At 59.5% G+C, this 14411-nt stretch carries 9 protein-coding genes and 1 pseudogene; 2 read left to right on the plus strand and 8 right to left on the minus strand.

Annotated features, from left to right (window positions below; genetic code table 11):
• Positions 1–35: 35 nt before the first annotated feature.
• From BLR16_RS18155 to BLR16_RS18180, 6 genes are all read right to left on the minus strand, one after another.
• On the minus strand, positions 36–1652 hold the full coding sequence (locus tag BLR16_RS18155) for an inorganic phosphate transporter (protein ID WP_024662568.1): 1617 nt from the start codon (positions 1650–1652) through the stop codon (positions 36–38).
• Between the two features lie 116 nt (positions 1653–1768).
• Positions 1769–2788: a transporter gene (locus BLR16_RS18160; protein WP_003368594.1), complete on the minus strand. Its 1020-nt coding sequence runs from the start codon at positions 2786–2788 to the stop codon at positions 1769–1771.
• Positions 2789–2959: 171 nt separating this feature from the next.
• Positions 2960–3781, minus strand: coding sequence for an aldo/keto reductase (locus BLR16_RS18165; protein ID WP_003315245.1), 822 nt, complete (start codon positions 3779–3781; stop codon positions 2960–2962).
• Between the two features lie 106 nt (positions 3782–3887).
• Positions 3888–5519, minus strand: coding sequence for a methyl-accepting chemotaxis protein (locus tag BLR16_RS18170; protein WP_074808083.1), 1632 nt, complete (start codon positions 5517–5519; stop codon positions 3888–3890).
• 354 nt (positions 5520–5873) lie between these two features.
• Positions 5874–6482, minus strand: coding sequence for a TetR/AcrR family transcriptional regulator (locus tag BLR16_RS18175; RefSeq protein ID WP_003368596.1), 609 nt, complete (start codon positions 6480–6482; stop codon positions 5874–5876).
• A gap of 105 nt (positions 6483–6587) precedes the next feature.
• The gene (locus BLR16_RS18180) at positions 6588–9443 is read right to left on the minus strand and encodes a PAS domain-containing hybrid sensor histidine kinase/response regulator (protein ID WP_165441155.1); all 2856 of its coding nucleotides are present in this window, start codon (positions 9441–9443) and stop codon (positions 6588–6590) included.
• Between the two features lie 595 nt (positions 9444–10038).
• On the opposite strand from BLR16_RS18180, the gene BLR16_RS18190 reads away from it, so the two are divergent.
• Complete coding sequence (locus tag BLR16_RS18190; RefSeq protein ID WP_074807944.1) at positions 10039–10692, plus strand: TetR/AcrR family transcriptional regulator; 654 nt, start codon at positions 10039–10041, stop codon at positions 10690–10692.
• A gap of 87 nt (positions 10693–10779) precedes the next feature.
• Here the strand turns inward: BLR16_RS18190 and BLR16_RS18195 are convergent, their stop codons facing one another.
• Together BLR16_RS18195 and BLR16_RS18200 are read right to left on the minus strand one after the other, a co-directional pair.
• Positions 10780–13470, minus strand: a complete 2691-nt coding sequence (locus BLR16_RS18195; protein ID WP_161437881.1) for a beta-glucosidase — start codon at positions 13468–13470, stop codon at positions 10780–10782.
• A 59-nt stretch (positions 13471–13529) separates the two neighbouring features.
• Positions 13530–13778, minus strand: coding sequence for a hypothetical protein (locus BLR16_RS18200; protein WP_002552767.1), 249 nt, complete (start codon positions 13776–13778; stop codon positions 13530–13532).
• A 429-nt stretch (positions 13779–14207) separates the two neighbouring features.
• On the opposite strand from BLR16_RS18200, the pseudogene BLR16_RS18205 reads away from it, so the two are divergent.
• Positions 14208–14378: pseudogene (locus BLR16_RS18205) on the plus strand (ArsR family transcriptional regulator); the annotation flags it as partial.
• Between the last annotated feature and the right edge of the window lie 33 nt (positions 14379–14411).

Genomic DNA, 14411 nt, shown 5'->3' on the forward strand with positions numbered 1-14411 from the left:
CGATAGTCAAAGGGGAGGGGCAAACGCGACAGGCATCAGAACAGCTTGCTGAACACCCAATACAAAGAACCTGACAAGAGGATTGCCGCCGGCAGGGTCAGAACCCAGGCCGTGGCCAGATTGCGCAGGGTACGCATTTGCAGCCCCGAGCCATTGGCGACCATCGAACCGGCCACGCCGGACGACAGCACATGGGTCGTCGACACCGGCAGCCCGTACATGTCCGCCGCCCCGATCGTGAACATCGCCACGACCTCTGCCGACGCGCCCTGAGCGTAAGTCATGTGCGTCTTGCCGATGCGCTCGCCCACAGTCACCACGATACGCTTCCAGCCAACCATCGTGCCCAGCCCCAGGGCGATGGCCACGACAATCTTGACCCAGGTCGGAATGAACCGCGTGGCACTGTCGATCTGACCCTTGAACGCTTCAAGCTTGGTCCTGGTATCCGCGTCGAAATCGCCGACCTTGTTTTTCTCCATCAGGCGGATGGTTTCCGAGGTCAGGTACATGTCGTTACGCACGTTGGTCACCGCTTCGGCAGGCACCTTCGAGAGCGAGCCGTAGCTGGCGACCTGATTGCCGATCTTGCCGGTCATGACCGCCAGCGCAGGGATAAGGTCGGGGCCGGCCTGTTTGCTGACCAGATAATCGGACAGGGTCTTGCGCGAATCGGTCGGGGCGGGCAGGGGAACGCTGCGCATCAATGCCTGCTGGGTGACCTCTGCAATCGCACCGAACTGAGTGGCCTGATCGGCGGGCATGGTGCGGTTCAGCGCATAAGCCATCGGCAGGGTGCCAACCAGAATCAACATGATCAGGCCCATGCCTTTCTGCCCGTCGTTGGAGCCATGCGCGAACGAAACGCCCGTGCAGGTCACAATCAGCATGGCGCGAATCCACAACGGTGGCGGCGCATTGCCTTCCGGAGCCTTGTACAGCGCGCGGTTCTTGATGAACATGCGCATGGCCAGCAACAGCAACGCGGCACAGCCGAAACCCACCAGTGGCGAGAGCAGCAGTGAGTAACCGATCTTGGTGGCCTGCGACCAGTCCACACCGCTGGTGCCGTCGCGGCCGTGCATCAGGGCGTTGGCGATACCGACCCCGATGATCGAGCCGATCAGCGTGTGTGACGAGGACGCCGGCAGACCCAGCCACCAGGTGCCGAGGTTCCAGATGATCGCCGCGATCAACAGCGCGAAGATCATCGCGAAGCCTGCCGATGAGCCGGTCTGCAGAATCAGTTCCACCGGCAGCAGGGCAATGATGCCGAATGCCACCGCGCCGCTGGAAAGCATCACGCCGAGAAAATTGAAAAAGCCCGACCAGACCACGGCAAAGCCCGGCGGGAGGGAGTGGGTGTAGATCACGGTGGCGACGGCGTTGGCCGTGTCATGAAAGCCGTTGACGAATTCGAATCCCAGCGCGATCAACAACGCTACACCCAACAGCACGAACGGGGTCCAGGTGGTGACCACCGTGCCCATGTCGTCAACGTCCTGTTTGAGGCTGTAGCCGGTGAACAGCAAGCCTGCGATAAGTATCGTGAAGAAAAGTATCATGGTCATTCGGCTGGGCTTGCGACCGAATTGACTCGCTGACAGGCTCGCCTTGCCGAGAGCGTCTGGAGACAGTGCGTTTGTAGCCATGTTCGCAATCCTGGATTGAAAGAATATTGACATGGTCATTGCAAAATGTGACAGAGATGCGACATGCCACCAATCAGTGCGCTTTTGCGCCAGATTTCTGACAACCGGCAGGCCGGTCAGTAGTCTCCGCGTTTGCGGAACGCCCAGCGCCCGGCAACCAGGGTGAAGGTCGCCACCAGCGCCACCAGAATCCAGAAGCCCTCAGGGTCGGACGCCAGCGGTACGCCCCCCACGTTCATGCCGAAAAAGCCGGCGACAATGTTGATCGGCAAGGCCAGAACAGTCACCACGGTCAGGGTAAACAGGGTTCTGCTGCTTTGTTCGTTGAGGTTGGCGGCAATTTCTTCCTGCAACAGTTTGATCCGCTCGCCCAGCGCCGTGAGGTCGTTGATCACCAGCGAGGACTCTTCGATGGACTGACGCAATGCCTGGACATCCTGTTCGCGCAACCATTGCGGAGGTTTGTGCAACAGGCGCATCAACGAACCGGGCTCCAGCGCCAGCAGGCGTTGCAGACGTACCAGCACCCGGCGCATGGCGCCGAGTTCGGAGCGATTGTTGCTCAGTCGCTGCGAAAGCAACTGGTCTTCGATGCGGTCGACGTTGACGCTGGTCTTGCGCAGAAACTGCGTCAGCACTTCGCCCTGATCGCTCAGCAAATGGGCGAGGAGTTCCAGCGGTGAGTCGAATTGCTCGCCGCGTTTGACTGCCGAGCGCAGCTTGTCCACCGAACGCAGCGGCTGCAGCCGGGCGGTGATCAGCAGACGCTGGCGGGCACAGACCCACAAGGTGGAAATATCCGTTGAGAGCCTGTTGAAGTCGAACACCACGTCGTTGACGACCGCCAGCAGCGTGGTATCCACGTGCTCGATCCGGGTCGAGCGCGAGCCCTCGTGCAATGCCTCGAAAAACTCTTCCGGAAGATCCAGCTGGGTTTTCATCCAGCGCTCGCAGGCCGCATGCGAGAGGTTCAGGTGCAGCCAGATGAAGTCGTTCTCTTCGGGAGGGTTTTGCAGGTAATCCAGCGCGGCAGCCGAACCGATTTCCTGGCCACTTTCACCGTGGCGAAACCGGAAGCCGTAGAGCAGACCGAAAAGGTCGGAGTCCTGATGATGGTGCGCGATACTGTGGTTCATGGCTGTCCACGTGCGGCCTGGCCCGGGCAGGGAGGCGAAGGCCGCATGATGACAAGGCGTTATTTCATATTTGTGACAGCTTGTTGCCGGGTGTGTCATCTGTCATACCGGCAAGCGGCTGGGTGGGCAGCCGTTCAGTCAATCGACAGCTCGCTGTCGCATTGACAGCGGTCAGACCATCGCCAGCGGCACCTTGCGAGTGGGTGCAGGCCATGCCAGATCGATATCGGCCAGATCACGCTCGGTCAGACGAATCTGCTCGGCTGCGATGTTCAGACGAATGTGTTCCGGGTTGGTCGCCTTGGGAATGGCGATCATGTTGTCCTGACGCAGCACCCAGGCCAAGGAAATCTGTGCCGGTGTTGCATCGTGGCGTTTGGCGATTTCGTGCAGGGCAGGGTGGTAGAGCAGATCGCCAGCCTGACCGATCGGGCAGTACGCCATCAACGGCAGATGACGGTCCGCGCTCCACAGCATCAGGTCGAACTCGATGCCGCGTTGCTCCGGGTTGTAGAGCACCTGATTGGTGGCACAACGCGGGTTGTTGAGCTCGATCATGTCCGGCACATCAAAGTTGGAAACACCCCAGGCACCGATTTTGCCCGCTTCACGCAGACGCTCGAATGCCTCGACCGTCTCGGTCAGCGGGTACTGGCCAGGCCAGTGCAGCAAGTACAGGTCGATGTAGTCGGTGTTCATTCGTCGCAGGCTGGCCTCGCACGCGGTCGGGATACCGGCGCGGCTGGCGTTGTGCGGGTAGACCTTGCTGACCACGAATACCTTGTCCCGCTGTCCGGCAATGGCTTGACCGACGATTTCCTCGGCTGCGCCATCGGCGTACATCTCGGCGGTGTCGATCAGGGTCAGGCCCTGTTCGATACCGAGGCACAGGCCCGCGATCTCTGCCGAGCGCTGATGCCCTTTTTCACCCATGTGCCAGGTGCCCTGACCCAGCACTGGTACGGTTCTGCCTGCCAGCTCCAGTGTGCGCATGTGACCCCCTGCAATTAAATAAGCAGCTAATGAGCGGTTGAATAAGCAGGTCTCAGGCAACAAGAGGCGCACGAGGTTCCGTACGCCCGCCAATCGCCATGCAGATTTAAACCCGGAACTGCTTCAGCAAGGTGTTCAATTCTTCGCTCAACCCGCGCAGGTGCAGACTGGCCGAAGTCGACTGTTCGGCGGCCATTGCCGTGCTCTGGGACAATTGTGCGGCCTGGGTGACGTTCTGGTTGATGTCATCCACCACGTGCGTCTGCTGCAGGGTGGCACTGGCGATGGAGGCGTTCAGGCTGTTGAGGTTGCGCAGCGCCTGACTGATTGAGGTCAGGCTCTGACCGGCCTGATTGGCCTGCTCGATGGTCAGTTGCGAGGAACGGCTGCTGTCGCCGATCACCTTGACCGCTGCATCGGAATGCTTTTGCAGGCGTTCGATCATTGACTGGATTTCTGCGGTCGACTTCTGCGTGCGCTGGGCCAGCAGGCGCACTTCATCGGCCACCACGGCAAAGCCGCGGCCCTGTTCGCCGGCGCGCGCCGCTTCGATGGCTGCGTTCAGCGCCAGCAGGTTGGTCTGCTCGGCAATCGAACTGATCACTTCCAGCACGCTGCCGATCTGTGTGCTCTCGCTGGCCAGACTCTGCATCACCTGCACGGCCTGACCAATGGTGCTGGAGAGGTGTTCGATCTGGCGCAGGCTGTTATCGATATTGATTTGGCCCTGCTGTGCCTGCGACTCGGCATCGCGCATTTCGCTGGCGGCATGTTCAGCGTTCTTGGCCACGTCCTGCACGCCGTAGGTCACCTCGTTGACCGCCGTGGCAACCAGATCCATTTGCTGCGATTGTTTTTCGCTGCGGCCTTGCGCCTGTTCGGCGTCGCTGCCCAGATCGGTCGAGGCCTGGCCCAGCGCCACGGCAGAGTGCTGCAACTGACCGACGACATTGCGCAGCTTGGCGACAAAGGCATTGAAGTGCGTACCCAGTTCAGTGATTTCATCCTTGCCGTGGGTTTCCAGCGTGCGGGTCAGATCGCTTTCGCCACTGGCAATATCGGCCATCGCATCAACCGCCGCTCTGAGAGGGCGCACGATGCTGCGTACGATCATCACCAGCAGCAAGACCATGATCAGCACGATGCCGGCGATGAACATCCCGGCGTTCCACAGCTGTGTCTTGAACTCTGCCGCCACGTCGTCGACGTACACGCCGGAACCCAGAATCCAGCCCCATGGCTGAAACAGCTGCACGTAGGAGGTCTTTTTCACCGGCTCGCTGGCGCCGGGCTTGGGCCAACGGTAATTCACCATCCCGGCACCCTGGGCTTTGACCAGCGTGACCATTTCGTTGAACACCGCAAAGCCGTCCGGGTCCTTGATGGTCGACAGATCCTGGCCTTCAAGTTTGGGGTTGGTGGGGTGCATGATCATCACCGGGCGCAGGTCGTTGATCCAGAAGTAGTCGCTCTGGCTGTAACGCAGGCTCTTTATCTCTTTCAAGGCCTGCTGTTGCGCAGCCTCGCGTGTCATGCCGCCTGCAGCTTCAAGCCCCTGATAAAACGAGAGGATGCCGCTGGCAGTCTGCACCACATGCATGGTTTTCTCGGCCTTGGCCTGATACAGGTCGTTATGCAGCTGCCTGAGCAGCGTCGCCGACAGGACGAAGAGCATCAGCACTGAAACGACAAGAATCAGCCACAGACGGCGACTGATGGACAAACTGCGCATACTCATGATTGGCATCCCATGCATTATTTTTTTTCTTCTGATGACTCCGATCCGCGCAACGCGCGATTCAGAGCCTTTCAAGCATCTCGGCGCATCCTGACCAAACATGAGCGGCCGGTCACACTTTTTAACGGCGTACACCGCTATGGCGAAAGGCTTACAGCAACAGACGCGATTGGCTCTATCGACGGACCCTCAATGAATGTAGGATCCAATTCAACAGCTGCAGCGAAGGAACGACGCAGTGATCAGGGAGGATCGACCATTGCCAGGAGGCTACTGACAGGATGTCGGAATGGTCATGTTGCAAAACCACCCGCTTCGGCGGGTTTTTTGCGTCTGCAGGAAAGCAGGGCGGGTTCAGCGGTCCGGCTCGCAGCCCTTGAGCACCAGCCTGAGGATGGTCCGGGTTGCCGCCTCGTAATCGGCGTCCTGCAGTTTTGCCTTGCCGGTGACCGTTGCGATCTGCCAGTCGAAATCGGCATAGGTCTGGGTCGCGGCCCAGATGGTGAACATCAGGTGATGAGGATCGAGCGGGGCGATCTGTCCGCTGTCGATCCAGGCCTGGATGCATTCGATGTTGTGCCGTGCCTGGCCATTGAGCTGTTCAATCTGCTGCGCTGTCAGGTGCGGGGCGCCATGCATGATCTCGCTGGCGAACACTTTCGAGGCGAAGGGCAGGTCGCGGGAAATCTGGATTTTCGAACGGATATAGCGGCTGAGGACTTCGGCAGGTATGCCTTCGGGATTGAAGGGTGTCGAGGCACGCAGAATGGGCTCGATGATGCTTTCCAGCACCTCGCGATAGAGGTTTTCCTTGGATTTGAAGTAGTAGTAGACGTTGGGCTTGGGGACACCGGCCTTGGCTGCGATGTCGCTGGTCTTGCTGGCGGCGAAGCCCTTGTCGGCAAATTCCTCGCTGGCAGCGCGCAGGATGAGTTCTTTGTTGCGCTCGCGGATACTGCTCATGACCCGGTTATTCCCTTGCCTGCATGGCGGTCGCGCATGTTAGCACCGGGTTTGCGCAGCGCTCAATGTTGACGGCCCGGGGCAGGGTTGCACCGGGCCGTCCACTCAGGCGCTCATCAGTTCCTGAACTCTGGCGGCCAACGCGTCAATCGCAAATGGCTTGGTCAGTACGCGCATTCCTGGCCCAAGCTGTTCGTCACCGATGGCGGCGTTTTCCGCGTAGCCGGTGATGAACAGTGTCTTCAGATGCGGGCGGACCTCGCGTCCGGCATCGGCCATTTGTCGTCCGTTCATGCCGCCCGGCAAGCCCACGTCAGTGATAAGCAGGTCGATATGCACATCCGAGCGCAGCAGCTTGAGGCCTGCCAGGCTGTCGGCGGCTTCGATCAGCGTATAGCCCAGGTCACCGAGGGCATCGGTGAGCAGCATGCGCACCGTGGGTTCGTCGTCCACGATCAGGATGGTTTCCCCGGACTGGGTAAACTCGAATGGCGCCTTGTGCACATCGCCTTCGTCCCTGGCCGCAGTACCCTCGTAGCGGGGCAGGTACAGCGATATCGCGGTTCCCTTGCCAACCTCAGACTGAATGCGCACGCGTCCGCCGGACTGATTGGCAAACCCGTAAATCATCGACAGGCCCAGCCCGGTGCCCTGACCAATGGGCTTGGTGGTGAAGAAGGGGTCGAATGCCTTGGCGATGACATCAGGCGTCATGCCGGTGCCGGTATCGGTCACGCACAGCGAAAGATAGTGGCCCTCAGGCATATCGTGTGCGCGTGCCACATCGCCGTCTATCCAGCGGTTGCTCGCCTCAATGGAGATGCGTCCGCCGTCCGGCATCGCATCGCGGGCGTTGATGCACAGATTCAACAGCGCGTTTTCCAGCTGGCTGGCATCGACCAGTGTCGGCCATAAACCCATGGCACCTATGGTCTCGACCACGATGCTGGGGCCGACCGTGCGCTGGATCAGGTCGGTCATGCCTTTCATCAGCCTGTTCACGTCGGTCGGCTGCGGGTCCAGGGTCTGGCGTCGAGAGAAGGCCAGCAGCCGGTGCGTCAGGGCCGCTGCACGTTTGGCCGCGCCCTGGGCCGTCACGATGTACTTGTCAACCTCGCCCCAGCGGCCTTGCTCGATCCGCGAGCCCATCAGTTCCAGGGCGCCGGAAATGCCTGCCAGCAGGTTGTTGAAGTCGTGGGCGAGGCCACCGGTCAGTTGCCCGACCGCTTCCATTTTCTGTGACTGGCGCAGCTTCTCTTCGGCCTGCATGAGCTCGGTGGTGCGCGCTGCCACGCGTTGCTCAAGCGTGTCGTTGAGTGCCCGCAGCGCGGCAGTGGCACGGTCGCGTTCGGCTGCCACGGCGCGTCGTTCGTCAACGTTGATGAGCACACCGGGGAAGCTCAGTGGCGTGCCATCCTCCGCTCGGTCGACCCGGCCGTTGGCTTCGATCCAGTAGTAGACCCCGTCAGTACGACGAACGCGGTACTGGTGGGCGTAAACACGTCCGTTGGTGATGACCGCATTGATCGCATGGATCAGGCATTGCTTGTCTTCCGGGTGAACAGTGGCAATGACTTGCTCCAGACTCAGGCCTTCACGGCCCAGCCCGGGGTCCAGACCGAAGGCCTTGGCGAAGGCTTCGTCGACGGTAAAGCGATCGGTCGGCAAGTCCCAGTGCCAGGTGCCGATGATTGCACCGGCGGCCAGGGCGAGCTGAACACGGTCGATGTTTTCGCGTGCGACGGCCTCACTGGTGCGCAAGCGCTCCTCGGCATCGCGTCGCGCCGTCACATCGCTGAAGATCACCGCAATCTGCCGGTCAGCCGGCTCACCGACACGCACCGCCTTGACTTCGAACCAGCGCTCGAAAGCCTTGGCATAGTTCTCGAAACTGGCAGGCTCGCCGGTTTTGGCGACGTGCCCATAGGCTTCGAACCAGAACCGCTCGAGGTCCGGCGCGAACTCGGTCACCCACTTGCCGCGCAGATCGACGCCGGCCTGACGTTCAAAAGCGGGGTTGGCTTCGATGAAGCGGTAGTCCACGGGGCTGTCATCGGCATCGAACTTGACCTGAATGATGGCGAATGCAGCTTCGATGGTCTCCAGCATGGCCCTGGAGCGCTCTTCGCTCTGGCGCAGCGCCGTCTCGGCCTTGCGCATCTGTGACATGTCGAGCATTGCACCGATCATGCGCACCGCCTGGCCGTCGGTATTGCGTATTACATGGCCGCGGTCCAGTACGTCGGCATAGGACCCGTCCAGCCGACGAAAGCGGTATTCATCCGTCCAGGCAGTGCCATTGCCGTCGATCACGGCGTGAATGGAGTTGTACACGCGGCTACGGTCGTCGGGATGGATCTGGCTGATCCACCAGTCACCAGAGTTGTCCAGGGTTGCCAGCGGGTGGCCGTAAGCCTCCTCAAGCGCGTCGTTCCAGAGCACCAGATTGGCTGCAAAGTCCCAGTCCCAGATCGCGTCGTTGGTCGCCTTGGCGGCCAGCCGATAACGTTCCTGAGCTTCCTCGGTCGCGCGGCGCGCCAAGTGCTCGCGGGTGCGATCGCGCAGGATCTTCACGAAACCGAGGTGCGTATTCCTTTCGTCGTAGAGCGGCATCATCTCGCCCGATGCCCAGAACAGCTCACCGTCCTTGCGCAGGTGCCAGCGCTCGTCCGACGCCCGGCCTACGCTCAGCGCCAGCTGCATTTCATGCTCTATCCGGTCGTTGGCCAGGTCTTCGGGCGTAAAGAAACGCTCGGCGCTCTGACCGACCATCTCATCCTGGGTCCAGCCCAGAACCTGTTCTGCGCCCGGGTTCCAGTCGGTAATGATGCCGTTGCCATCGGTCAGGATCATGGCGAAATCCATCGCGCTTTCAAAGACTGCGCGCTGGCGTGCCTCCTGGCCAACGGCTACGTGTCGAGGGGTATTCGTTGCGGCGTCGACGCCGGCTTCTTCAAGCATTCTGCGCAGGTCCACGATCTGCGCTTCAAGCTCTTCTCTTGTCAGGTCTTTCAGAGCGCCTCCCGCTCACACGTTATGTTCGGCATGGGCGGGCACTTGCCGGTGGCCTGCTTTGCACGTTGAATCCGGTCGTTATTGATATCTGCATTTGCCTGTGTGCGTCCCGGGCGCGAGTGTCAGCGAATAGACCACTTTCTCTCGGCAGGCTGCACCTGATGTGCCTCTTTCTATGGCGACCACCATACAGTCATTGTCGCGCTTGAATTCACGTCCTGTCGTGACCGCAGCGCAGTGGCCGTGTCAGTGGACATCTGCCGACGAATCGGGTTTCGACGGATCAGGAATTTAAAGCAGCCATCGTGTCCTGAGCCGATTCAGGCGAGATGGTCAAGGCGCGGCGATTTGTCCGGGTATTCATCGGCCTGTGGAGGGCTTTCTTTATAGGGCGTCAGGTCAGGGGAACAACTTTGTTTGCAGGCTGCGCACATTGCTCATGACCTGATGCGAATTGTGCTTGCGGGTCAGCCTTTTTTCAGGGGTTCTGCGGAGCGCATGCTAGGATTTACCCTTTCGTTATGCGAAACGTGCCCTTCGTATGTCCATCGATGCAAACAGTTCCGGTACACCCTCTGCAGCCAAGCAGCCCGCAGCCAAGCGTCGCCTGCCCAAGGGCGAGGTACGCAAGGCCGAAATCATCAAGGCGGCCATGACCCTCTTCGCTCGAGATGGGTATGCCGGCGCCTCGCTGACCAACATTGCCAAGGTGGCAGGTCTCTCCCAGGTCGGCCTGCTGCACCACTTCCCGACCAAACTGGTGCTGCTGCAAGCCGTTCTCGAACATCGCGACCAGTACATTGCCGCCAGGCTGCAGGATGCCGATCAGGTCGCTTCTCTGGATGGGTTCCTGTCGTTTCTGAAGCAGGTCCTGAGTTTCAGTATCGAAGACGCCGCGGTCAGCCAGGCGCTGATGATCATCAACACTGAAAGTCTCTCGGTGACGCATCCTGCACACCGCTGGTTCAGCGAACGTTTCGCGATCGTGCACGGCCATCTTCAGGCGCACCTGAAGTTGCTGGTCGAGGCAGGCGAAATTCGAGCGGATGTTGACGCAAGGCAGATCAGCCTGGAGATAGCCGCCATGATGGATGGCATGCAGATTCAATGGCTTCGATCGCCAGGGGATGTGCAGATAGAGGCGGGGTTTGCCAGGTTTCTCGAACGACTGGCGCGGGATCTGGCTGCAGGCTGAGCTGCGAGCATTTGCCAGGCAGGCATCGGTGGTCCTGTCGACCACCGATGCCTTTGGCATGTGAATGTTGCCTGGGATGAATGTGGCTTAGTAAGCCTGTTCTGCCTTGACCTGTACGGCCTTGCGCAGGGGGATCGGCAGCGGGTTGGAGTCGCGAGTGGTCAATTGCTCCGGGTACAGCGCTACAACCGTGCGGTCGAGCGTCAGGTTTTCCGAGTCCTTGCCCACCAGCACCTTGAACTTGCCAGGGTCAACGTTCCAGCTCACCGAGTTGGCTGAGTAGTAAGCGAACGAGCGCGAGTCCAGGGCAATGGTCACGGTCTTGCTTTCGCCAGGCTTCAGGTAAACCTTGGAAAAGCCCTTCAGCTCTTTTTCTGGACGATCAACCAGCGGCTTGGAAGGCTGCACGTACAACTGAGCCACTTCAAAACCGGCCTTGTCACCCGTGTTGGTAACCTTGAACGACGCTTGAATGGTCGCACCCGGTGCCAGCACGTTGCTCGACAGCTTCAGATCGCTGTACGCGTAAGTGGTATACGAAAGCCCGAAGCCGAATGGGTAGAGCGGTTTGGTGTGCTTCTTGTCGTAACCGCGATAGCCCAGGTACAGGCCTTCGCTGTAGCTCATCTCGACAGGCGGGTTAGGGCTGCTGAAATAGTACGGCACCGGGTTCGAGTACGACGCATAGCTCGGATTGTCCTGCGCCTTCTTGTCCAGCGTGATCGGCAGCTTGCCTGATGGATTGACCTTGCCGAACAGGATTTCAGCCAGTGCCTGGCCGCCCTGTTGCCCTGGATACCAGGCATGCAGAGACGCCGCTACCTTGTCAGCCCACGGTTGCATGTCCATGCCACCGCCACCGTGCAGCACCACGATGGTTTTCGGGTTGGCTTTCTGAATGAAACCGATCAGCTCGGACTGAAATTGCGGCAGTTCGAACGGACGATCAAGCGACTCACCCTCGTATTCGAAGTTATTGCCGGCGGCTACCACGACAGCGTCGTAATCCCCCAGGTTCTTCGGTGGACGCAACGCTGCCCAGCTCATCTGCACGCCGTTCATGCCGCCCAGTACCGGGGTGAAGTTGCCCTTGACCCGGCGGTATTCGAGGCGCACGTTGTATTCGCTGCCAGCCTTGAGGTTCACGGTTTTAACCGTCCGCGGAACCACTGGAATCAGGTCGAACGAGACTTGCGAGCCCTCGTCCTCGAGCACCAGTTCATCATTGATCCAGAGTTTATAGGCACCGTCCGCGCGGACCTTGAACACCTGGGGACCGGTGATCGTCGGTTTGATCTTGCCAGTGAAACGGGCCGAGAACGAGCCGGCTGAAGGGCTGTAGCCATTGACCGCGCTGCTGCCGTAATCAGTGACGTTGGTATTGGTAATCCAGTCCAGGTTGACGCCCGGTTCGATGCGGGTTGCCACCGGGTCGCCGGACAGCGAGGTGTTGGCGTAATACTCGGCTTTTACGCCGGTATTGCTGATCGCCTGTTGGTCACTGCCTGGCTGATACCAGACCGACGATTTGGGGTTGAGGCTCATCTGTGGCAGGTAGTCCACATTGGACGGGTCAGACGCCAGTTGCTTGAGTCCGCTCACTTCGGTGACATAGCTGGCCGGCGCCGAATAGGCAGTACCGAACGGCGCGGTCGGCGGCTGCATGGCCATGTCGCCAATCACGGCAATCCTTGCGTTTCTCGGCAATGGCAGGAGAGGTTTCTGACCGTCCACGGGCTCGTTGCGCAGCAGGACGATCGATTCTCGGGCCACGTTCAAGGCCGCCAGTTGCCCGTATTCACGATGCTCCAGTGGCTGCGCCTTGTTGATCCCCTTGTCAAAGCCGTAGCTGACCAGCGCTCTCAGGTTCCTGCGCACCTTGTCGTCGATCACGCTCTGGTGCAACTGACCATTCCAGACATAAGGCAGCAGCTTGGCTTCAGTAAACTGAAGGCCGCTGGGCATGTCGATATCGGTGCCTGCCCAGGCACCCTTGAAGGCGTCCTGAACCGAGTTGAAATCGCTCATGACGTTACCTTGAAAGCCCCACTGGCCTTTCAGGATATCGGTGATGAGGTGATGGTTTTCACACGCGTATTCGCCGTTGATCTTGTTGTAGCCACACATGACCGAGGCAATATTAGCGTTCTTGACCAGCGACTCGAAGCCCGGCAGGTACAGCTCCTGCATCGCTCGTTCGTCAATCTTCACATCCAGATAATGACGGTTCGCTTCCTGCTCGTTCATCAGGTAATGCTTGGCGGCCGCCTGGATGCCTTGAACCTGGATACCGTTGGTGACTGCCGGTGCCAGTACCGCGCCGAGAAACGGATCTTCCCCGCTCATGTACTCAGCCGCCCGGCCGTTGAACGGCGTGCGGTACAGGTTGATGGCTGGTGACAGCATCTGCTGCCCACCCGCGATGCGGGTTTCATAGCCGATGGCCAGACCGAATTCCTTGGCGCGATTGATGCTCCAGGTGGCCGCAAGTGCTGACGGGGAAGGGTACTGCGCGCCGAACGTCTTGCCGCCGACCAGTACACCCATGGCCGAGTCATAGGCGACCGTGCCCTGCAGGTTGAACTTGTCCAGCTTGGGAATCATGCGGCCGTCGTCAACGCGCGAAAAATTGATTTTTTCCGATTGCGTCATGTTGTCCAGCATCGCGCCTACGCGCGCTTCCACTTCATTGCCGGTCATCGGCGTGACAGCGAATACGCTGCCTGCCTGGGCGATACCGAGCGCCAACAGGCTCAGGCCCAGGCCTTGTTTGATCATGGACACGGAGTTATTCCTTACGTCATTCATAGGTTGATCGGTTGCAGTCAGTGGGTCACTCAGTGGTCTTCATTGCCGGCAGGGGCGTCAGCAGTGTCGATCGGCGCATCCACCACCGTTTGCGCGCCATTGGGCGTTTTCTGTACGGCAGCGTCGGCACCGGTGATCTGCTCACGCTGAGCGTCGACCTCTGCGCGGCGCTCGCTCGACGTGGATGGCAGCGGGTTCTGCCTGTCAGCGGCAGACACCGGCAGGGCGGCAAGGGACATCAGTAAAGTGGCAACAACAGGCAGCAGGGGGCTGGCCATCGGGAGAATCTCCAAACAGAAATATGAAACAGGCAGACAGGCAAGTCGGCAGCTCAGGGCCGCTGACAGTTCATTCAAAGCGTGCGTGACAAACAGAAAATTGCTGAAAGGTAAAATACACGAATTAAATTTTATATAGTCTATAAGTGCTAAATTCTAGTATCGTATATTTGGTATTTATGTTGTTTTAATTCCATATTAATAGCTTTTACGACAATATAATCGGGTATTCTTTGATTTTTTAGGGATTAATCATCTTTTTAAAAAGCAGAGTGATCGCTCTGTTTTTTGATTTTCTCTGGCTTTTCATGCGGTGGCGTGCTGATAAGTGCAAGTAGTGCTGACGCCTGAATATTGGCATTGAGTGCCAGTATCATCACGTCGCTGTCAGGCCCGTTGAATAAAGTCCGGACGCTGTCGAAGAGTGTCTATATCTGCCTGGACTGGAGTGAACGCACCCCGCACATTGGTGGCGCTCTGGGGGCGGCGCTGCTGGAACTGATGCTCAAGCGTGGCTGGGTAAGCCGCCATCTGGATTCCAGAGCGTTGAAGCTGACGCCCAAAGAGGCGGGCGGGATGGCGAAGGCGTTTGGGGTGTAAGGCGTAACCACGCCGCTACCGAGCATGCCCGGT

It is taken from the genome of Pseudomonas sp. BS3767, assembly GCF_900099665.1.
Classification (GTDB): domain Bacteria; phylum Pseudomonadota; class Gammaproteobacteria; order Pseudomonadales; family Pseudomonadaceae; genus Aquipseudomonas; species Aquipseudomonas cerasi.